Origin of the sequence: Williamsia sp. MIQD14 (assembly GCF_051025635.1) — a bacterium.
Classification (GTDB): Bacteria; Actinomycetota; Actinomycetes; order Mycobacteriales; family Mycobacteriaceae; genus Williamsia_A.
In genome coordinates this window covers 33959-53216 of sequence record NZ_JBPFDG010000004.1, presented here as the reverse complement: position 1 = coordinate 53216, position 19258 = coordinate 33959, and the positions used below count along the sequence as shown (strand labels likewise).

20 protein-coding genes and 1 tRNA gene are annotated in these 19258 nt (G+C 69.2%); 10 read left to right on the top strand and 11 right to left on the bottom strand.

Annotation, left to right across the window (positions count from 1 at the left end; genetic code table 11):
• Positions 1-2 precede the first annotated feature (2 nt).
• Both ACQ7HM_RS14820 and ACQ7HM_RS14815 read right to left on the bottom strand, forming a co-directional pair.
• Positions 3-560 carry a type 1 glutamine amidotransferase domain-containing protein gene (locus ACQ7HM_RS14820; RefSeq protein ID WP_434217021.1) on the bottom strand — a complete coding sequence of 186 codons (558 nt, stop codon included), beginning with the start codon at positions 558-560 and terminating at the stop codon, positions 3-5.
• 12 nt (positions 561-572) lie between these two features.
• Positions 573-851: a DUF7218 family protein gene (locus ACQ7HM_RS14815; protein WP_434217020.1), complete on the bottom strand. Its 279-nt coding sequence runs from the start codon at positions 849-851 to the stop codon at positions 573-575.
• Between the two features lie 187 nt (positions 852-1038).
• Between ACQ7HM_RS14815 and ACQ7HM_RS14810 the strand changes: the two genes are divergently transcribed.
• Entirely contained in the window at positions 1039-2232 is a 1194-nt protein-coding gene (locus ACQ7HM_RS14810; protein ID WP_434217019.1) for a PQQ-dependent sugar dehydrogenase, read from the top strand.
• 4 nt (positions 2233-2236) lie between these two features.
• Here ACQ7HM_RS14810 and ACQ7HM_RS14805 read toward each other — a convergent pair whose 3' ends face one another.
• Positions 2237-2497: a hypothetical protein gene (locus ACQ7HM_RS14805; RefSeq protein WP_434217018.1), complete on the bottom strand. Its 261-nt coding sequence runs from the start codon at positions 2495-2497 to the stop codon at positions 2237-2239.
• 128 nt (positions 2498-2625) lie between these two features.
• Here ACQ7HM_RS14805 and ACQ7HM_RS14800 point away from each other — a divergent pair, with 128 nt between their 5' ends.
• The 6 genes from ACQ7HM_RS14800 to ACQ7HM_RS14775 all read left to right on the top strand — a co-directional run bounded on the left by ACQ7HM_RS14800 (position 2626) and on the right by ACQ7HM_RS14775 (position 9806).
• Positions 2626-4947, top strand: coding sequence for a carbon starvation CstA family protein (locus ACQ7HM_RS14800; protein WP_434217017.1), 2322 nt, complete (start codon positions 2626-2628; stop codon positions 4945-4947).
• Positions 4944-5183, top strand: coding sequence for a YbdD/YjiX family protein (locus tag ACQ7HM_RS14795; RefSeq protein ID WP_434217016.1), 240 nt, complete (start codon positions 4944-4946; stop codon positions 5181-5183). Before ACQ7HM_RS14800 ends, ACQ7HM_RS14795 begins: the two co-directional genes overlap by 4 nt.
• 67 nt (positions 5184-5250) lie before the next feature.
• Positions 5251-6798, top strand: a complete 1548-nt coding sequence (locus ACQ7HM_RS14790) for an AlkA N-terminal domain-containing protein (RefSeq protein ID WP_434217015.1) — start codon at positions 5251-5253, stop codon at positions 6796-6798.
• The gene (locus ACQ7HM_RS14785; protein WP_434217014.1) at positions 6795-7325 is read left to right on the top strand and encodes a methylated-DNA--[protein]-cysteine S-methyltransferase; all 531 of its coding nucleotides are present in this window, start codon (positions 6795-6797) and stop codon (positions 7323-7325) included. Before ACQ7HM_RS14790 ends, ACQ7HM_RS14785 begins: the two co-directional genes overlap by 4 nt.
• A 209-nt stretch (positions 7326-7534) precedes the next feature.
• A complete protein-coding gene (locus ACQ7HM_RS14780) occupies positions 7535-8650 on the top strand; it encodes a DNA recombination protein RmuC (protein WP_434217013.1) in 1116 nt (371 codons plus the stop codon).
• Positions 8651-8738: 88 nt separating this feature from the next.
• A complete protein-coding gene (locus ACQ7HM_RS14775; RefSeq protein ID WP_434217012.1) occupies positions 8739-9806 on the top strand; it encodes a DUF6542 domain-containing protein in 1068 nt (355 codons plus the stop codon).
• Between the two features lie 6 nt (positions 9807-9812).
• On the opposite strand, the gene ACQ7HM_RS14770 is transcribed toward ACQ7HM_RS14775, so the two are convergent.
• A complete protein-coding gene (locus tag ACQ7HM_RS14770) occupies positions 9813-10586 on the bottom strand; it encodes a fructosamine kinase family protein (protein ID WP_434217011.1) in 774 nt (257 codons plus the stop codon).
• Positions 10587-10626: 40 nt separating this feature from the next.
• Here ACQ7HM_RS14770 and nadE point away from each other — a divergent pair, with 40 nt between their 5' ends.
• Positions 10627-11457 (top strand): ammonia-dependent NAD(+) synthetase, encoded by an 831-nt coding sequence (nadE, locus tag ACQ7HM_RS14765; protein ID WP_434217010.1) that lies wholly within the window; start codon positions 10627-10629, stop codon positions 11455-11457.
• Here nadE and ACQ7HM_RS14760 read toward each other — a convergent pair.
• From ACQ7HM_RS14760 to ACQ7HM_RS14745, 4 genes are all read right to left on the bottom strand, one after another.
• Positions 11443-12360 carry an SDR family oxidoreductase gene (locus ACQ7HM_RS14760; protein ID WP_434217009.1) on the bottom strand — a complete coding sequence of 306 codons (918 nt, stop codon included), beginning with the start codon at positions 12358-12360 and terminating at the stop codon, positions 11443-11445. The two genes, nadE and ACQ7HM_RS14760, sit on opposite strands and share 15 nt — an antisense overlap.
• A 28-nt stretch (positions 12361-12388) precedes the next feature.
• Positions 12389-13438: an N-acetylmuramoyl-L-alanine amidase gene (locus ACQ7HM_RS14755; protein WP_434217475.1), complete on the bottom strand. Its 1050-nt coding sequence runs from the start codon at positions 13436-13438 to the stop codon at positions 12389-12391.
• Positions 13439-13729: 291 nt separating this feature from the next.
• Complete coding sequence (locus ACQ7HM_RS14750) at positions 13730-13990, bottom strand: DUF3253 domain-containing protein (protein WP_434217008.1); 261 nt, start codon at positions 13988-13990, stop codon at positions 13730-13732.
• On the bottom strand, positions 13987-15027 hold the full coding sequence (locus ACQ7HM_RS14745) for a CobW family GTP-binding protein (RefSeq protein WP_434217007.1): 1041 nt from the start codon (positions 15025-15027) through the stop codon (positions 13987-13989). The genes ACQ7HM_RS14750 and ACQ7HM_RS14745 overlap by 4 nt, the downstream gene beginning before the upstream one ends.
• 98 nt (positions 15028-15125) lie before the next feature.
• Between ACQ7HM_RS14745 and ACQ7HM_RS14740 the strand changes: the two genes are divergently transcribed.
• Positions 15126-15716 (top strand): DUF4190 domain-containing protein, encoded by a 591-nt coding sequence (locus ACQ7HM_RS14740; RefSeq protein WP_434217006.1) that lies wholly within the window; start codon positions 15126-15128, stop codon positions 15714-15716.
• 77 nt (positions 15717-15793) lie between these two features.
• Here the strand turns inward: ACQ7HM_RS14740 and ACQ7HM_RS14735 are convergent, their stop codons facing one another.
• Positions 15794-17191, bottom strand: a complete 1398-nt coding sequence (locus ACQ7HM_RS14735; protein ID WP_434217005.1) for a DEAD/DEAH box helicase — start codon at positions 17189-17191, stop codon at positions 15794-15796.
• A gap of 475 nt (positions 17192-17666) precedes the next feature.
• Between ACQ7HM_RS14735 and ACQ7HM_RS14730 the strand changes: the two genes are divergently transcribed.
• Positions 17667-18008: a histone-like nucleoid-structuring protein Lsr2 gene (locus ACQ7HM_RS14730; RefSeq protein WP_434217004.1), complete on the top strand. Its 342-nt coding sequence runs from the start codon at positions 17667-17669 to the stop codon at positions 18006-18008.
• Between the two features lie 287 nt (positions 18009-18295).
• Here the strand turns inward: ACQ7HM_RS14730 and ACQ7HM_RS14725 are convergent.
• Together ACQ7HM_RS14725 and ACQ7HM_RS14720 are read right to left on the bottom strand one after the other, a co-directional pair.
• Positions 18296-18368 (bottom strand) — tRNA-Ala (locus tag ACQ7HM_RS14725).
• A 115-nt stretch (positions 18369-18483) separates the two neighbouring features.
• The gene (locus tag ACQ7HM_RS14720) at positions 18484-19224 is read right to left on the bottom strand and encodes a DsbA family protein (protein WP_434217003.1); all 741 of its coding nucleotides are present in this window, start codon (positions 19222-19224) and stop codon (positions 18484-18486) included.
• Positions 19225-19258 lie beyond the last annotated feature (34 nt).

Sequence of the window (19258 nt, the reverse complement as noted above, 5' to 3'; positions counted from 1 at the left end):
TGTCAGCCCGCCGAGACGACCGCGGTGAGGCGATCGCAGAACGCCGGGAGGTCATCGGGGTTACGGCTGGTGATCAACGTGTTGGGGCCCGCCGAGCACTCGACGACCTCCTGATCGACCCAGGTCGCGCCGGAGTTGCGGATGTCGGTCTGCAGGCTCGGCCACGAGGTCAGGGTGCGTCCGGCGAGGACGCCGGCCTCGATCAGCGTCCACGGCGCGTGGCAGATCGCGGCGACGGGCTTGCCGAGGTCGAAGAACTTCGAGGTGAACGCGACGGCGGACTCCACGGTGCGCAGGTAGTCGGGGTTGGCGACACCACCCGGCAGCACCAGGGCGTCGAAGTCGGCGGCGCTGACGTCGCCGACGGTGGCGTCGACGTCGAAGGTGTCGGCCTTGTCGAGGTGGTTGAACCCCTGCACGGTCCCGGGGTCGGTCGACACCAGCTTCGGGGTGCCCCCGGCCTGCTTCACCGCGTCCCACGGCTGGGTCAGCTCCACCTGCTCGATGCCCTCGGGGGCAACCAGGAACGCAATCGTCTTGCCGGTCAGGTCATTCGACATGTGTCGTCTCCTCTAGTGCGAACGGAGCAGATCGATGAGATCGCTCTTGTTCTTGTCTGAATAGTTGTGCAGGCCGAGCTCTTTGGCCCGGTCACGCAGTTGCGCCACGGTCCACTCGTCGTAGGCCGGCGATGTGCCGCCGGAGTGCCCGACGGCCGCCCGCCCTCGCTTCGCCGCGGCATTGGAGATCCGCGCGGCCTTCTCCTTCGAATTGCCCTCGTCACGCAATTCCTCGTACAGGTCAGGGTCTTTCAGCGACGGGTTGTCCTTCTCGGACTTCTTGTCGGCCATGACGGGCCACCTCCACGACGGGTGCGGTTCGACTTCGAGACAACGCTGCGCGCCGGGCGAGCCGGTCCGCGGACAGTTCTCAGCGCGGGTTCTCGGCTGCACGGCCGACGCTACACGACGGAGCCCGACGCCCGGGCCGGGTTCGCACCGCCCCGACAGGCGGTCGCGCGCGTGTACCTTCGAGGAGGTGATCGCGTATCGGACAAAGCCGACCGCCCCCTTCCGTCGGGCCCTGCCCATGGCCGTGACGGCCCTGTCTGCCGCTCTGCTCCTCGCCTCCTGCTCCGACGCCGACTCCACCTCCTCACAGACCTCGAGCGGGACACCGGTGGCCGGGTCGTCGACGCCCGCGGTCGACGGTCAGGTCCGGGTGACCGAACTGATGACCGGGCTCGACCATCCGTGGGACGTCGCGATCGATCGCGCGGGCAACGTCGTCACCGGCGAACGCGGCGGCCGTATCGTGGTGCGACACAACGACGGTCGTGTCGCGGAGGTCTCCGCCGACACCTCCGACGTCCGCGCGCGCGGTGAGGGCGGGTTGATGGCGCTCACCCTCGCCACCGACTTCGACACCTCCCGCACGGTGTACACGTGCGCGGCGAGCAGTGCCGGCGACGTCCGCGTGGTCCGCTGGAGCGCAGCGGCCGACTGGTCGTCGATGCGCCAGACCGGCACCGTGCTGACCGGTATCCCCCTGGGCGAGTCCGGCCGACACAGCGGATGCCGGATCCTGCCCGCACCCGACGGCACCCTGTACGTCTCCACCGGTGACACCGCCGACCCCACCGCGCCGCAGGATCTGGCGAACCTCGGCGGCAAGGTGCTCCACATCGACGCCGACGGACGCCCGGCGTCGGGAACCTTCCCCGGCACACCCGTCCACAGCCTCGGCCACCGCAACCCGCAGGGCCTCGCGTTCGCGCCCGGCACCGATCGGCTCTACACGACCGAACACGGTCCGACCGTCGACGATGAGCTGAATCTCGAACGCCCGCAGGCGAACTACGGATGGGATCCGAACACCGGCAGCGGGTCGTACGACGAGAACGTCCCCATGACCGACGAGACACGCCATCCGGGATCGGTTCCGGCGGTGTGGTCTTCGGGAGATCCCACGCTGGCCGTCGCCGATCTCGAGTTCCTCGGACCGTCGTGGCGGGAGTACAACGGGATGATCGCGGTCGCCGCCCTCAAGGCTCAGCGCCTGGTACTGCTCCGTCTCGACGGCGCGGGAACCTCGACCACCGAGCGCGTCGATCTCCTGCAGGGTTCGCAGGGACGACTCCGGTCGATCACCACCGCACCCGACGGTTCGCTGCTGATCACCACCGACAACGGTGACGACAAGGACAAGGTGCTGCGCGTCAGCCTCGCCTGAGGCGTCAGCGACGCCGCAGTCGGCGCACCCGCGCGAGCATCGAGGTGACCGCATCGAACTCGGTCGCCTCGGTCGAACCGCCCGGCGCCGCGTCGGCGGGCGCGGCCACGGCAGGATCGGACGGTCGCGCTGCGTCACCGGCGTTTTCGGCGGCGAGCGCATCGCGCACCTGTTGTTCGCCGTAGAGACCCATCATGATCTCCAGGCCCCACCCCGGGAACTCCGCGAGCGACCGCTCGTCCCTCTTCTTCCGTGTTACGCGCATGTTACGAGGATGACACGCACGTTCGTGGCTGTCCGCGATTTCGCCGCGGATGGTCGAATTGCCCGCCCCCGATAACCGCCACGACACCGTCGGTATAGTGACGCGCGCCACACAATGGCCCCGCGTCGATGCCTCGGCACCGACTGCGACATCGGAGAGGACCCACGGTGACAACCACCCGAGAACGCCCGCACGACCCCGACATCGAGCTCATCACCACCGACCCCGCGCTGCCGCCCGTCGCCATCGTCGACCGCTCCCCGATCACGGTCGGCAAGCGGATCCTCTTCGCGATCATCGGTCTCGTCGGCGCGGTGTCGTGGGCCGTGATCGCCATCGTCCGCGGTGAGAACGTCAACGCCGTCTGGTTCGTCCTCGCCGCGGTGTGCACCTATGTCATCGCCTACCGCTTCTACGCTCGACTCATCGAGACCAAGGTCATCAAGCCCCGCGACGACCACGCGACACCGGCGGAGATCCTCGACAACGCCAAGGACTACATGCCGACCGACCGGCGGGTCCTGTTCGGTCACCACTTCGCGGCCATCGCCGGCGCAGGTCCCCTCGTGGGCCCCGTGCTGGCCGCGCAGATGGGGTATCTGCCCGGGACCATCTGGATCGTCGTCGGCGTGGTGTTCGCCGGCGCCGTCCAGGACTACCTGGTGCTGTCGATCTCCACACGACGTCGCGGCCGCAGCCTCGGCCAGATGGCCCGCGACGAATTGGGCAACGTGGGCGGCATCGCGGCGATCGTCGCCGTCTTCGTCATCATGATCATCCTGATCGCCGTCCTCGGCCTCGTCGTCGTCAACGCCTTGGCCGAGAGTCCCTGGGGCGTCTTCTCGCTCGCGATGACACTGCCGATCGCGGTGTTCATGGGCGTCTACCTGCGCTACCTGCGGCCGGGGCGGATCTCCGAGGTCTCCGCGATCGGCTTCGTCCTGTTGATGCTGGCCATCGTCTCCGGCGGCTGGGTCGCCGAGACCAGCTGGGGTGAGGACTGGTTCACGCTCTCACCGGTGTTCCTGAGTTGGGCCATCATCATCTACGGGTTCGCCGCGGCGGTCCTCCCGGTGTGGCTCGTGCTGGCACCCCGCGACTACCTGTCGACGTTCATGAAGGTCGGCACCATCGCCGTGCTCGCGGTGGGCATCCTCATCGCTCGACCGGTGATGAACGCGCCCGCGGTCAGCGAGTTCGCCTCCAACGGTCAGGGTCCCGCCTTCGCCGGGTCACTGTTCCCGTTCCTGTTCATCACGATCGCGTGCGGAGCACTCTCGGGCTTCCACGCACTCATCGCCTCGGGCACCACCCCGAAGCTGCTCGAAAAGGAGAGCCAGGCGCGCATCATCGGCTACGGCGGCATGCTCGTCGAGTCGTTCGTGGCGATCATGGCCCTGATCACCGCCTGCATCCTCGACCAGCACCTCTACTTCGCGATGAACGCCCCCAAGGGCGTCACGGGCGGAACAGCCGAGACCGCAGCGCAATACACCAACACCAAGCTCGGGCTGTCCGGACCGCCGACCTCGGCCGAACAGCTGCAGGCGTTCGCCGACGGCGTCGAGGAACCGTCGCTGATCTCCCGCACCGGTGGTGCGCCGACCCTGGCGATGGGCATGTCGGAGACACTGCAACAGGCCTTCGGCGGGGCGTCGCTCAAAGCGTTCTGGTACCACTTCGCGATCATGTTCGAGGCGCTGTTCATCCTCACCACCGTCGACGCCGGCACCCGGGTCGCCCGGTTCATGCTCTCCGACGGCCTGTCGAACGTGAAGGGCGGCAAGCGGTTCGCCGATCCGTCGTGGCGGGTCGGGGCCTGGGTGTGCACGTTCATCGTGGTCGCCGGATGGGGTTCGATCCTGCTGATGGGTGTCACCGATCCGCTCGGTGGCATCAACACGCTGTTCCCGCTGTTCGGCATCGCCAACCAGTTGCTCGCCGCCGTCGCCCTCACCGTGGTGCTCGTGGTCGTGGTGAAGAAGGGCCTGTTCCGGTGGGCCTGGATCCCGGGCCTGCCCCTCGTCTGGGACCTCGCGGTCACGATGACCGCGTCGTACCAGAAGATCTTCTCCTCGAACCCGGCAATCGGGTACTGGGCGAACCACAATCTGTTCCAGAGCGCGAAAGACCGTGGGGAGCAGATGTTCAAGACCGCGACGACTCCCGCCGAGATCGACGCCGTCATCCGCAACACCTTCATCCAGGGCACGCTGTCCATCGTGTTCGCGGCGCTGGTCATCATCGTCGCGCTCGCCGGACTGTGGGTGTGCATCAAGGCGTTCCGCGCCGGGGGTCTGCCCACCACCGAGGACGAGCCGGTGCCCTCGAAGCTGTTCGCCCCCAGCGGCATGATCGCGACCCCCACCGAGAAGGCGATCGAGAAGGAGTGGGCCGAGCACCGCGCGGCATCGGCAGACAATGCCCACCCCACGGAGTCGCTGCGGTGACCGCACGGGGTGACGGCCAGGCGGCGCGCGCCGCCGGCAACGGGCAGGCGACCTTCGCCGCGGCGATGAAGGCGGCATGGTCCTACATCGGTGCGGTGATGGGCGATCACGACTACCGCCGCTACGTCGCCCATCACAGCGCGCGCCACCCGGACACTCCCCCGCTCTCCGAACGCGCCTACTGGCGCATGCGGCACGACGAGCAGGAGGCGAACCCGCAGGGACGGTGCTGCTGAACTGCATCGACATCGCCGTGTCCGAAACCCGCCAGTGAGTCACCGGGTGGGCTGACACAGTGGAGTCATGACACCCGCGGTGGCCACAGCGCCCGACCTCGACTTCGAACGCTGCTATCGCGCGGTCTCCGCCCGCGACAGCAGGTTCGACGGTCAGTTCTTCGTCGCGGTCCGCACCACGGGCATCTACTGCCGTCCGTCGTGCCCGGCCGTCACCCCGCATGCCGAGAACGTCGACTTCGTGGTCACCGCCGCCGCGGCCCAGCAGGGCGGATTTCGCGCCTGCCGGAGGTGCCTGCCCGACGCGGTCCCGGGTTCACCCCGCTGGAACCTCTCCGGCGACCTCGCCTCGCGGGCGATGCGGCTCATCGGCGACGGGCTCGTGGACCGCGACGGTGTCGACGGGTTGTCGGCCGCCCTGGGGTATTCACCGCGGCACCTCACCCGGGTGCTCACCGAGGAACTCGGCGCCGGCCCGCTCGCCCTTGCGCGCGCCAACCGCGCGACCAACGCCCGGATCCTCATCGAGTGCACCGCGATGTCGATGGCGGACATCGCCTTCGCCTCCGGGTTCGCGAGTGTGGGGCAGTTCAACGACACCGTGCGCGAGGTGTTCGCACGAACACCGAGCGAGATGCGACGCCGCCGGTCGGGCACCGCCCTGCGCCGGGACACGACCGCCGACGCCGACCGACCGGCGCTGCGCGTGCGACTGAAACTGTCGGTCCGACAGCCGTTCTCGCCGGAATGGCTGACCTGGTTCCTCGCCGGCCACGTGATCGAGGGCCTCGAACACTTCGACGGCACCACCTATCACCGGTCACTGGCACTGCCCGCCGGCGCCGCGACCGCGTCGCTGACCATGCACCCCGACCACGTGAGCGCGGACATCAGCGGCGTCGACGTCCGCGATCTCGGCACCGCGGTCCACAGGTTGCGACGACTGCTCGACCTCGACGCCGACATCGTCGCCGTCGACGAGAGCCTCGGCAACGACCCCGATCTCGCTCCGCTGGTGGCGCGCCGTCCCGGAATCCGGGTACCCGGTGCGGTCGACGGTTTCGAGACGCTGATGCGCACCATGCTCGGCCAGCAGATCAGCCTCGCCGCCGCGCGAACCCATGGTCGACGACTCGTGGCCGCCCTCGGCGAGCCCCTCGACCCGGACATCACCGGCGCCCCGGTCACGCACCAGTTCCCCACACCCGCCGCCGTCGCCGAGCGCGGTCACACCGTGCTGACCGGACCGAAACGACGCGTCGCGTCGATCATCGCCGTCGCCCGGACGGTGGCCGAGAACGAGATCTCCCTGCACACCGGGGTCGCGGCCGAGGAGATGCGCGAGCACCTCATGGCCCTGCCCGGTATCGGACGCTGGACCGCCGACTACGTGGCGATGCGCGTCCTCGGCGATCCCGACGTCCTGCTCGACACCGACCTCATCCTGCGACGGCGAGCCGAGCATCTCGGCCTCGATCTCGCCGACACGCGGCGATGGTCGCCGTGGCGGTCATACGTGTCGATGCACCTGTGGCACGACGCGCTACGGGAGACGGAACCGTTGCTGCACGGCGAACGTCCGAGTACGACCACGACACACGAGGAGACATCATGACCACAGCCCACTGGTCGACCACCACCCTGGACACCGGCGCGTTCACCACCATCGTCCGCGCAGGCACCGTCCTGGCCTCGGGATGGACCGAGGATCCCGAATACCTCCGCGCCCTGATCAACGTCGAACTCCGGCCCGAGGAACTGGTCCACGTCGACGATCTCGGCGTCGTCACCACCGCCCTGCTCCGCTACGACGAGGGCGATCTGGCCGCCATCGACGAGATCCCGGTCCGTCAGCAGTCGGGGCCGTTCGTGACCCACGCGTGGGATGTCCTACGGAAGGTCACGCCCGGCGGACAGGTGACCTACGCCGAGCTCGCCGAACGCGCGGGCAACGGCAGTGCACACCGCGCGGCCGCCGCCACCTGTGCGCGCAACGCCGCGGCGCTGTTCGTGCCGTGTCACCGTGTGCAACGCCGCGACGGCACCCTCGGTGGTTTCCGCTACGGACTCGACATCAAGACGGCACTCATCGCCCATGAGGCGACGTTCGCGGGTGCGGCCGCGGGGTCGCCGGCGGCCTGATCGGACATTCGTTCCCGATCGACGTACACAGCGGTCACCGATCGCGGTCGACGCGTGCACAGTGCACGTGCCGAGGGATATCGGTGTCATCTGTGTCGGGGCCGGCGAGGAGGACGGGCGACGACCGCCACCCCGCCGCCACACACGCCCCATCTGTAACGAGCCGCCGCTACCGGTGATCTGTCGGACACGAGGGGCACGATGGCGCCATGAGTGTCACCACGGTCATCGCCGCAGTCATCGGCATCGTCATCGGGTTCGCCGCCGGGTGGTGGGTGTACGCCGCGCGGTCGGCGGCGATCCGCGAGAGCCACGCGCTGCTGTCGCAGGCGCTGGCCGCCGCGAGCGAGGACGCGGCCCGCCGGCAGTCCGGGGCGATCGGGACGCAGGTCGCCTCGATCGTCGAACCGTTGCACGACACCCTCGGCCGACTCGCCGAGGAACTCGCGCGCACCGAACGGTCCCGCATCAGCTCGTTCGCCGGACTGAGTGAACAGGTGAGCGGCATGCGGACCGCGTCGGCACAGCTGGGGTCGTACACGCAGCGGCTGGCCAACGCCCTGCACACCCCGCAGCTGCGCGGCCGGTGGGGCGAGATGCACCTGCAGAAGGTCGTGGAGGCATCCGGGATGACGCGGTACTGCGACTTCTCGCCGCAGTTCACCACCGAATCAGGGCTGCGTCCCGATCTCGTGGTGCACCTTCCGTCGGACCGCGACATCGTCGTCGACGCGAAGGTCCCGCTGCAGGCCTACCTCGACGCGGTGGCCACCGACGACGTCAGTCGCGAGCGACGGCTGCTCACCGATCACGCCGGGGCATTGCGCGCCCACGTCACCGCCCTGGCGGGCAAGCAGTACTGGCGGGCGGTGGCCCGCACGCCCGAGATGGTGGTGCTCTTCGTCCCCGGCGACCCCATCCTGGAGGCCGCGTGCCGGATGGATCCCGACCTCGTCGAGTACGCCTTCGGACGCAACGTGGTGATCGCGACGCCGTCGAGCCTCATCGCCCTGCTCAAGACCGTCGCGCTGACCTGGCGCGACGACGCCATGGCCCGCGACGCCGAGCAGATCCACGCGCTCGGTCGTGAGCTGTACCACCGGCTGGGCACCCTGACCGGCCACCTCGACCGCCTCGGCACCTCCATCGGCAAGGCGGTCGAGTCCTTCAACGCGACGGTCGGCGCGATGGAGTCCCGAGTGCTGGTCACCGCACGCAAACTCGGTGACCTCGACGCCTTCTACGGCGCGGCCGACGACGCGCCGCACACCACCCCGGCCGTCGACGCGACCATCAGGGCGGTCCGGAGCAGCGACGCCGGCTGACGTCGTAGGGCGCCCGACGCCGCGGGACGGGCACGGCGCGCGGGTCGGCCGGGGCCGTGATCGGCGATCCACCCGGTACCGTCTACCTGTGTTCTCTGCCCAACAGACGCGTTCGGGGATCCCCACCGAACAGCAATCGGTACTGCCGACGGTCCGCGGCGTGCCCTGGTGGGGTGCAGTCCTGATCGCCGTGGTGCCGACCGTCGCCGGTGCGATCATCGACGCCTCGAACACCGACGGACTGTCGACCACCTATCGGATCCTGTACTTCGTCGGCTGTGTCGCCGCCGTTCTCGCCGTGCGCCGTCGCTCTCTGTTCACCGCGATCTCACAGCCCCCGCTGATCGCCTTCGGCGTCGCACTCGTCACCCTCTACCTCCTCAAGGCCGACTCCGGGTCGGGCCTGCGGCAGCTGATCCTCAACGTCATGCTGCCCATCGCGAAGACCTTCCCCCTGATGGCGTGGACCTTCGTCGCCGTCGCCGTGCTCGGCGTGGGACGTGCACTGCTGACCCGAGGCCGGCCGGAATCCACCCCCAGGCGTTCGGCCCGCCACCACGCGACGAAGGCGGCCGGACGCCGCCGGACGCGACCCGCCACCACCCCCGGCGGCGAGCGATCGACGACCGATCCCGCCTCCCGTACGACCCGCCGGCCCGGCGCCCGCGGAGCCGCGGCCCGCACCGACGAGCCCGAACGCGCGCGGTCGCGCCGCATCGCCGACGAACCCACCCGCGTCACCAACCGCAGGCCGAATGCCGAACGCCCCGTCACCTCCGACCGCACCCCGCCCGGTCGCACCCCGTCCGAGCGAGGCCGCCCGGGCGCCGCGTCGCCCTCGGACCGTCGACGCACCGACGCCGCCCCGACACCGGCGTCACGATGGGACGCACCCGCACCGCGTCGATCCGCCGCCGACGACGCCGCCGCGCGCCGGGACGACGAGGCAGCCCGCCGCCGTGATGACGAGGCGGCCCGCCGCCGGCCGCCGCCGCGGGGCGAACGCGATCTGCTCGTCCCCCGCAGCGAACGCGAGGTGCCGCCGCGCAGCGACGGCACCGGCCGTCGTCGCCCGCCGCCGAGCCGCGACGAGGCGCAGCGCCCCGGTGACCTGCCGCCGATCCCCCGTGCCCGATACCGCGGGGTCAATCCCTGATCGTGCTCACAATCTGAGCACCGCACGCGCCGCCTCACCCAGCGCACGCCCGTAACCCGGCCCGTGGCCGGCGGCATGGACCGCGAGTGGGTGCATCTGGTGCAGGGCCACCCGGTCGCGCCACCCGGCTCGGAGCGGATGGACCTCGCCGTAGGCCTCGAGAACCGTCTCCCACTGCGGGCACCCGAACAGCGCCAGCATCGCCAGATCGGTCTCCCGATGACCACCGTGTGCGGCGGGATCTATCAGGACGACCCCGTCGGGCGTCCACATCACGTTGCCGTTCCACAGATCGCCGTGCAGCCGCGCCGGGGGTTCGTCGTCGTCGAGGACGCCGGAGGCGATGCGGTCGCACGCCGCCCGCGCGTCCCGCTCGTCGGTGGCGGTGAGGTTCCCGGCCTCGACGGCGATGTCGAGGAAATCGGCCACCCGCTGCGTCGCGTAGAACCGGCCCCACGACGCCTCGGGCCGACACTCCATCGGTCGGCTCCCGATGAACACCTGACCGTCGAAATCGGCCGGCTTGGCGCCGAACGATCCGGCGCCGGCATCGTGCACGGCGGCCAGCACGCGGCCGAACTCCGCCGCCGAAGCACGGTCGGGTCGCGCCTGCGCCAGGCGCGACAGCACGATCCGGTCCCGCCCCACGTCGATGACCTCGACCACGGGCGCACCGGCGGCGGCGAGCCAACGCAGTCCCGCGGCCTCGGCGGCGAAGAAGTCGGGGTGGGCATCGGTGCGGGTCTTGGTGTGCACGGGAGCCCGGTGATCTGCGTTCACGACCTCAGCGTGCCACGGCAACACTGGCTACCATGAAGTGATGCGGCCTCTCCAGAAGTCCATCATCGCCGAACTCGAGGTACTCCCCGAGATCGACCCCGACACCGAGATCAGGCGTCGCGTCGACTTCCTCACGGGCTACCTCGCGGCGAGCGGCGCAGCCGGTTTCGTTCTGGGAATCAGTGGTGGACAGGACAGTTCACTCGCCGGGAAACTGTGCCAGCAGGCCGTCGAGGAGATCCGTGCCGGCGGTGGCGAGGCCACCTTCGTGGCGGTCCGTCTGCCCTACGGCGAGCAGGCCGACGAGTCCGACGCACAGATCGCGTTGCGGTTCATCGGCCCCGACCGCACGGTCGTCACCAACATCAAACCCGGCTCCGACGCCATCGGGTCGGTCGCGGGCGAGGCTCTGGGCGAACCGCTGCGAGACTTCGTGCGCGGCAACATCAAAGCGCGCGTACGGATGGTGACGCAGTACGCCCTCGCCGGGCAGGACTCGCTGCTGGTGGTGGGCACCGACCACGCCGCGGAGGCGGTGAGCGGGTTCTTCACCAAGTTCGGCGACGGGGGTGTCGACCTCACCCCGTTGACCGGACTCACGAAGCGGCAGGGCGCGCAGATCCTGCGCCACCTCGGTGCCCCGGACTCGGTGACGGCGAAGGTCCCGACCGCCGACCTCGAGGACGACCGTCCGGCCCTCCCCGACGAGGAGGCGCTGGGCGTGACGTATGCCCAGATCGACGACTACCTCGAGGGGCACGACGTGCCCGACGACGTCGCCGAGACCGTCGAGGGACTGTTCGTCCGCACACGCCACAAGCGGACAGTGCCGGTCACTCCGTTCGACACGTGGTGGTCAGCGCCGCACTGATCGGTCATCCCGCGGCGCCGACGTCGACGTGACACGAGCGAGTCGATCGAACTGGTCGTTGGCGATGCGCATGCCGATCTCATAGGGCCACGCGAACTTTCGAGACAACCAATACCCGAGACGAATGTCGGTCGAGGTGTAGACCATCCACCGGTTGCGGGTGACACCGGCGATGATCGACGCCGCCGCACGCTCCGGGGAGACGGCGCGCTTCTCGAAACGCCGCACCGCGGCGACGATCCGCGGATCGCTGGTGTCGACACCCGCGATGTCGACGGTGCCGACGAGCGGTGTGGCCACCGCGCCGGGGCACACCAGCGAGACGCCGATCCCGTGCCGGCGGAGATCGAAGCGCAGGACCTCCGAGACGCCGCGGATACCGAACTTGCTGGCGCTGTAGGCGGCGTGCCACGGCAGCGCCATCAGGCCCGCCGCCGAGGACACGTTGACCAGGTGCCCGCCGGATCCGCGTCGGACCATCTGCGGGACAAAGCATTCGATGATGTGGATGGGGCCCATCAGGTTGATGTCGACCATCTTGCGCCACGTCTCGTGACGAAGGTTCTCCACCGTTCCCCACGCTGACACACCGGCGATGTTCATCACCACGTCCATCGTCCCGTGGTCGGCCTCGACCGACTCGGCGAACTCGCTGACCCACGCGTGGTCGCTGACGTCACCGGCCCGCGAGAACAGGACCACCCCGCCGCGTCCGGTGATCTCGGTGACCGCCTCGGTCAGGCGGGGGCCGTCGATGTCGGTGAGGACCAGCCGTGCACCGGCATCGGCCGCCGCGATCGCGGTGGCCCGCCCGATCCCGCTCGCCGCACCGGTGACGAGAACGGCGCGCCCGGCGACGGTCGGGACGGGTGTGCGCATGACAAGCAGATCCCGGACGCTCATGAGCCCAGCCTATCGGCACCGATGCCCGTCAGAAGGGGAGCTTCCCGCCGAAGATCGAGTAGACCACCGACAGCAGCGACTTGAGGATCTGCGACGACGCGTCCTGCCCCTGTCCCTGCAGCAGGGTGAGGATCGCCGTCGGATCCTTGCTGTCGATGAGCTGACCGATGAGCGGCACGATCGCCTGCAGACCACTGAGATCGATGCCGTTCGTGTTCGGTGTGGCCGGGGTCTCCCCGGTGGCCGGCGAGTTCTGGCTGCCCTGCGGCAGACTCGGGCTCAGCCGGTTCGCCGACGGCGTCGACAGCAGGTACTTCACGATGCCGTCGATGATCGCCACCGCGTACTTCACCTGACCCGACTTCGCGGCGAGGGCATCGGCCTCCTGCGGGTTCGAGAGGTTACCCATCTCGATGAACACCGCCGGGACCTTCGTCAGGTTGACCGCGGCGATGTCGGCGCGGGTCTGGATGCCGTTGACGACCCCGGCGTAGTTCGCGCCGGGGAATCCGGCCTTGAGGAACGCGTCGCGCATGAGGTTCGCGGCGGTACGACCGGTCGTCGCCTGCACGGCGCTGACCGTGGGGTCGGGTACCGGCAGCTGCGGCACGATGATGTGGAAACCCTTCTTGGCCGGGTCGGCGGCAGCCGAGGTCGAATCGGCGTGCACGCTCACCGCGACATCGGCCTTCGACGCGTTGGCGGCCGCTGCGCGCTCGTCGACACAGCCGCCCCATCCGGTGTCGTCGGGGCGGCTGAGCACGACCTTCGCGCCCTGGCTCTCCAGGCCCGCCTTCACCAGCGACACGACGTCCCAGTTCACGGTGTGCTCGGCGGCCTTGTTCACACCGGTCGCGCCGGTGGTCTGGCAGTCCTTCTTGCCGCCGCGCCCGTCGGGGACCTGCTTGCGCAGGTCGTTCCCGGCGGCGGAGCCCTGGTGGCCAGGGTCGAGGAAGACGGTCTTACCGGCGAGCGCGTCCTTCTTCTCGGGCGCGGGCGCCGCGGGCGCTGCCGGCGCCGAGGGCGCGGGGGCGGGTGCGGCCGGAGCCGCCGATGCCAGCGAGGGCACGCAGAGCATGGTCGCGGTGATCACCACGGCGGCCGCACCGATCACCGGACGTCGCGTGCGGACGGACTGGAGGGGGGAAGAGATCATGGGCGGGTGCGCAGCGACTCGAGCACGGTCGACTGCGGCGCTCCTCTCGTCGATCACGGTTTCCGACGGCACGCGTGAGTCACACGTGCCACATCAGTAACAGTGAACCAGTAGTCGAGAGTCAGGCCGCCACCCGTTCGCCCGCAGCGGGCTTTCGTTGCCCGGACGTGACCGAGACGATGCACGATCGTTGATCGCGCCGAGCGGTCGGCGTCAGTCGCGTGGTCGGCGGATGCGGATCGGACCGCGTGCCGTCGTCGGGTCGACGACCTCACCACGCTGGGTGATCTGCACCTCGCCCGCCTCGGTGAGCCGCGCGGCCGCCTGCCGGACCGGTTCCATCAGCGGCCGCCAGTCGTCGGGTCGCACCGCGCGGGCGACGTCGGACGGGCAGATCGACGAGGTGACCGCCCGCCGGTCGAGCAGGTCACGAATGGCCTGCTCGAGGTCCGGTCCCCCGTCCGTGGAACTCACGAGGCCCGCCGACGCGGCGTGCGATAGCGGGTCACGGCGAGCATCGACTGCCGGTCGACCGCCTCGTCCCCGCGGATCACCGTCGCGAGTTCACGGCGCACGGCATCGACGTCGAGCCCGGACCCTATGACGATCAGGTCGGTCGACCGGGGGTGGTCGGCGGGCATGTCGCCCACGGTCACGTGGCCTCCGACCGCGTGCACCGAGTAGGCGCCACGATGACCCGCGACGTCGAAGTGCGTCACCCCCTTCACCCGGTAGGTCCCGGCCGGCGGACGCTCGAGGAAGGCCGCGAGCCGACGGGGATCGAGCGGGGCGTCGACGGTCAACGCGACGGACTGGTAGCCGTCGTGGAGGTGTCGGTGGTCGTGCGTGGTGTCGTCGAGGAGATCGGCGAGCTCCAGTTGGCGCGGAACGGTGTCGGCGACGGGGGCGATCGGATCGAACAGCATGGCGGCGTCGACGGCGGCGTGATCGGTGACGTGCAGTGCCGCGGTCGGGTTCAGGTGACGCAACGACGCCGTCACGTCGTCGAGTACCTCGGTCGCGACACGGTCGGACTTGTTGACCAGGACGAGGTCGGCGATCGCGATGTGTCGATCCATCTCGGGGTGAAGCGCCCGGGTCTGCTCGATGTGCTCGGCATCGACCAGATAGACCAGTCCGCCGTAGGCGATGCGGTGGCCGGCGGCGGCGGTCACCATCCGCACCAGCGTCGTCGGTTCGGCGAGTCCGCTCGCCTCGATGACGACTGCGTCGAGGCCTGCCGACGGTGCCACCAGTTGCGCGAGGACGGTCTCGAGCGAGTCGGCGTCGACCGTGCAGCAGATGCACCCGTTGCCCAACGTGACCGCGCCGTCGACTGCCCCGGCGACCAACAGGGCATCGATGGACACCGCGCCGAAGTCGTTGACCACCACACCGATTCGACGTCCCGAGGCGGTGCGCAGCACATGGTTGAGAAGAGTGGTCTTACCCGCGCCGAGGAATCCCGCGACCACGACCACCGGGACGGGCCGGTTCCTCTGCGTGCTCACAGGGTCGAGGATACAAACGCCATCGGCCGTATGCTCGCAGGCACCAGAGCACACACAGACGCCGCAAACCGTCATCCACGACGTCCGAGGAGGACGACATGACACAACCGCCCTCCGACCCCGGGTCCGACGACAGCACCTACCGCCCGTCGCTGGACAAGCGATCCGACCCCGGCCGCGACGACCCGGCCGGCGCTCAGTCCGGATTCGGCTATCCCCCACCCCCGGACACCGGATACGGGTATCCGCAGAATGCCGGCGTCGCGGATCCAAATCCGACCTATGGACAGCCCTCGTACGGTCAGCCGCCCTACGATCAGTCCCCGTATGGACAGCCCGCATATGAACAAGCGCAGTACGGCGCGGCCCCGTATCCGCAGGCGGGGAACGGCGCACCGGCGTACCTGAACCCGTACGGGGCCCCGGTCGCGGCGACGACCAACGGCAAGGCGATCGCCGCACTCGTCTGCGGCATCGCGTCGTTCCTGACGTGCCTGCTGTTCGTCGGCATCCCGGCGGTCATCCTCGGCAACATGGCCATCGCGGAGATCGACGCCGCCAACGGGTCGCAGGAGGGCCGCGGAATGGCCGTGGCCGGTCGCGTCCTGGGGTGGATCGCGATCGCGCTGACGATCATCGTCCTCGTCATCGTGTTGATCGCACTGATCGCGGCGTCGTCGAGCGCCTGACGTCACCGCACACCCAGACGCCGAACGCCCGGACCCTCATGGGGGCCGGGCGTTCGGCGTACTACCGAGGTGGTCGGTCAGGCGGTGCGGGCGTGATCAGGGCGACGTGCGCCCGATCCGCCGCCGTGCGATGACGCCGACCGGCGACCGCGGCCACCGGCCGAGGAACCGCCGCCACCGCGACGACCCGAACCACCACGAGAACCGTTGCGCGGTGCGCCGCCCTGACGGGGACCGCCGGGGCGTCCGCGACCGGCCGCGACCTGGGTGCGGATGGGCTCGGGGGTCGGGGCGATGCGCTCGGCGATGTCACCCACGAGGTCGGTGACCGCGGCCGAGGATGCGGTGACGCGACTCGGGGCGACGTCGATCGCGGCCTTCTTCAGCAGGCGACGCAGGTCGGCGCGCTGTTCGGGCAGGGCGATGGTGACCACGTCACCGGCGTTGCCGGCGCGCGCGGTGCGGCCCGAGCGGTGCAGGTACGCCTTGTGCTCGGCCGGCGGGTCGACGTGGATGACGAGTTCGACGTCGTCGACGTGCACGCCGCGGGCGGCGACGTCGGTGGCGACGAGCACCTTCACCGAACCCTCGCCGAACGCGGCGAGGTTCCGGTCGCGCTGCGGCTGTGAGAGGTTCCCGTGCAGGTCGACGGCCGGGATGCCGGCGCTGGTGAGCTTCTTCGCGAGCTTCTTGGCCTGATGCTTGGTGCGCATGAACAGGATCCGGCGGCCGGTACCCGACGCCAGCACCTCCACGAGGTCGTTCTTGGCGCCGGTGTCGGCGACCTCGAACACGTGGTGGGTCATCGCGGCGACGGGCGAGTTCGCCTCGTCGACCGAATGCATCACCTGGTTGTGCATGAAGCGCTTGACGAGCTTGTCGACCCCGTTGTCGAGGGTCGCCGAGAACAGCAGGCGCTGTCCGTTGGCCGGTGTCTTGGACAGGATGCGCGCCACCGCGGGCAGGAAGCCGAGATCGGCCATGTGGTCGGCCTCGTCGATGACGGTCAGCTCGACCTCGTCGAGGGTGAGGTGCCGCTGCTCGAGGAGATCCTCGAGGCGACCGGGGCAGGCGACGACGATGTCCACGCCGCCGTTGAGGGCATCGACCTGTCGCTTCTGGTTGATGCCGCCGAAGATCGTGGTCGCGCGCATGCCGTAGACGGCGGCGAGCGGCTCGACGACGGCCGAGATCTGCGTCGCCAGTTCGCGGGTCGGGGCCAGCACGAGTGCGCGCGGGCGACCGCGACGACGGGTGCCACCGGTGCCGTCGGCCGCGATCCGCGCGACGAGCGGGATCGAGAACGCGAGGGTCTTGCCCGAGCCGGTCTTGCCGCGGCCGAGGACATCGCGGCCGGCGAGGGTGTCCGGGAGGGTGTCGACCTGGATGGGGAATGCGGTGGTCTTCCCGTCGGCCGCGAGCGCGGCGACGATGGGGGCGGGCACGCCGAGCGTGCTGAATTCGGTGTTGCTCACAAAAAGCCTTTCGGGCAGTGGACTCCACGGCGGCGCAACGGTGCGCTGGTGCGCACATGAAGTCAGTGGCGAACACGCAGGTGTGCGCGCTCGTTCGCCGTACGAAGGAATCGACTCACCGAGATATCGGCGGTGAAGAAGCGTTCTACGACGCAAGTCGCCCGGTGACGGGCGAAGCTTTCCCCATCACACTAGCCGACGATGGTCGTGTGCAGTCATCACCGGGGAGTCGCGTGCGACACACCACGGGACCGCTTCGCTATTCGGGACAACTGAGCAATAGTCCAGTTTTCTCATCCGCTTCGTACCATTCGTACGCGCGACGATGAATTGTTGTCCGCGGTTCTCGCACACTTCTGCAGTGACATCTCGATCATCGGCGACGCGCGATAAAAGCAATTGATTGCCGAAATGATTGTGGTCATCTAATCTTTTGCCTGACAGACCGAAGAACTTCGAAGGGATCCACCCGAGCATGGCCAAGAAGCAGATAGTTCAGTTCATTGACGACATCGACGGCAAGGTTCTGGACGAATTCGAAACGGTGCGGTGGTCGCTCGATGGTCGCCAGTACGAATTCGACACATCCCCCAAGCATGCGCAGCAGTTCCGCGATTCCCTGGAGAAGTACGCCGAGGTGTCGCGTTCGGTCGCCGGCCGGCGCGGGCTGAAGCGTCCGACCGCCACCGGTGGTGCCGCACGGTCCAAAGAGCAGACACAGGCAATTCGCGACTGGGCCAACAGCAATGGCTACGAGGTCAGCAATCGCGGCCGCATCCCGATCGAGGTCGTCGAGGCCTTCGAAGCCGCGCACTGACCGCACTGCGACAGCGACACGACGGCGAGCGCCGGGTCGCGCACATCGGCCATCCGACATCGTCTCGCGACGATTCGGATGGCCTTTTTGTCGAGCGGTTGTCGTCGATGTGGACAGTGCGGTCGCCGATGTGTCGAGAATGACCAAGCGTCCCGCGAAATCGCGTCCGGATTCTCAACAGGTGATGAGTCAGTGCATCCGCAGAAGAGTGATGAGAACGCCGCCGTCAACCGCTGATCCTCTGCGGTGACGGGTGAGTGAATCCGACGAAGACACGTCGGAGGAAGTGGAGCTAAGGGGACTCGAACCCCTGACCCCCACACTGCCAGTGTGGTGCGCTACCAGCTGCGCCATAGCCCCGTGTTCAGTTGTGTACACGCACCGTTTCCATCGCCGTTGCGTCCGTGGAGAAATTACACCATCGCGAGTCGGGCGACCAAATCCCCGCCCGGCACGACCGGGTGCCCGCTGGGCTCTACGACTTCCCGCCGACGAGCTGCTGCACCCACTGCGGACCGTCGAGGATGCCGGAGACGGCCTGGCCGCCGGAGAGCACCGTCGGTGTGCCCGCCTGGCCGCCCAGGGCCTTGCTGAGCTGGGTGAGTGACTGCTGGGCGGAGGTGTTCGCCTCCGGTACCGCCGACCCGTTCGCGATGCACTGCTGGGTCTGCGTCGAGGCTCCCACCGCGGCCGCCTTCTGGGCGAGGGCCGCGTTGTCGGGGTCGTCACCACCTTCGGCGGGCTGCTCGTCGTAGAGCTTGGTGTGGTACTTCAGGAACGTGTCCTGATCGCCTGCGCGCGCCACACAGAGCGCCGCACCTGCCGCCCGCGACGAGTAGTCACCCGAGCCGGAGTTGCGGTTGAGGAAGGTGAGCAGGTGGTAACGGACCCGCAGGGTCCCCGCCTTCGCGGCGTCGACCATGGCCTGTCCCGACGACGCCTCGAACTGCTTGCAGTACGGGCACTGGAAGTCCTCGAAGACGTCGATCGTGTGCGGCGCATCGGCCCGTCCGATGATGAGGCTCGCGTTCTGGGCGAGCACGTTCTGATCGGCACTGCCCTTGTCGCGCTGGCTGTTCCAGATCACCCCGCCGATGACGACCACGGCGATCACCACCACTGCGACCGCGACCAGCAGGTATGTGCTGCGGCTCGAGGTCGCACTGGGCTTGTAGCTCGGCCCACGCTTGACCGGCGGCCGGTTCGGCTTGCTCATGCCCACACGATAGACAACCCCGACTGAGAGGAAT

Coding starts and splice junctions, on each gene's coding strand:
- ACQ7HM_RS14820 (WP_434217021.1), bottom strand. CDS start 560: ATGTCGAATGACCTGACCGGCAAGACGATTGCGTTCCTGGTTGCCCCC.
- ACQ7HM_RS14815 (WP_434217020.1), bottom strand. CDS start 851: ATGGCCGACAAGAAGTCCGAGAAGGACAACCCGTCGCTGAAAGACCCT.
- ACQ7HM_RS14805 (WP_434217018.1), bottom strand. CDS start 2,497: ATGCGCGTAACACGGAAGAAGAGGGACGAGCGGTCGCTCGCGGAGTTC.
- ACQ7HM_RS14800 (WP_434217017.1), top strand. CDS start 2,626: ATGCCTCGGCACCGACTGCGACATCGGAGAGGACCCACGGTGACAACC.
- ACQ7HM_RS14790 (WP_434217015.1), top strand. CDS start 5,251: ATGACACCCGCGGTGGCCACAGCGCCCGACCTCGACTTCGAACGCTGC.
- ACQ7HM_RS14785 (WP_434217014.1), top strand. CDS start 6,795: ATGACCACAGCCCACTGGTCGACCACCACCCTGGACACCGGCGCGTTC.
- ACQ7HM_RS14780 (WP_434217013.1), top strand. CDS start 7,535: ATGAGTGTCACCACGGTCATCGCCGCAGTCATCGGCATCGTCATCGGG.
- nadE (WP_434217010.1), top strand. CDS start 10,627: ATGCGGCCTCTCCAGAAGTCCATCATCGCCGAACTCGAGGTACTCCCC.
- ACQ7HM_RS14760 (WP_434217009.1), bottom strand. CDS start 12,360: ATGAGCGTCCGGGATCTGCTTGTCATGCGCACACCCGTCCCGACCGTC.
- ACQ7HM_RS14755 (WP_434217475.1), bottom strand. CDS start 13,438: ATGCTCTGCGTGCCCTCGCTGGCATCGGCGGCTCCGGCCGCACCCGCC.
- ACQ7HM_RS14740 (WP_434217006.1), top strand. CDS start 15,126: ATGACACAACCGCCCTCCGACCCCGGGTCCGACGACAGCACCTACCGC.
- ACQ7HM_RS14730 (WP_434217004.1), top strand. CDS start 17,667: ATGGCCAAGAAGCAGATAGTTCAGTTCATTGACGACATCGACGGCAAG.
- ACQ7HM_RS14720 (WP_434217003.1), bottom strand. CDS start 19,224: ATGAGCAAGCCGAACCGGCCGCCGGTCAAGCGTGGGCCGAGCTACAAG.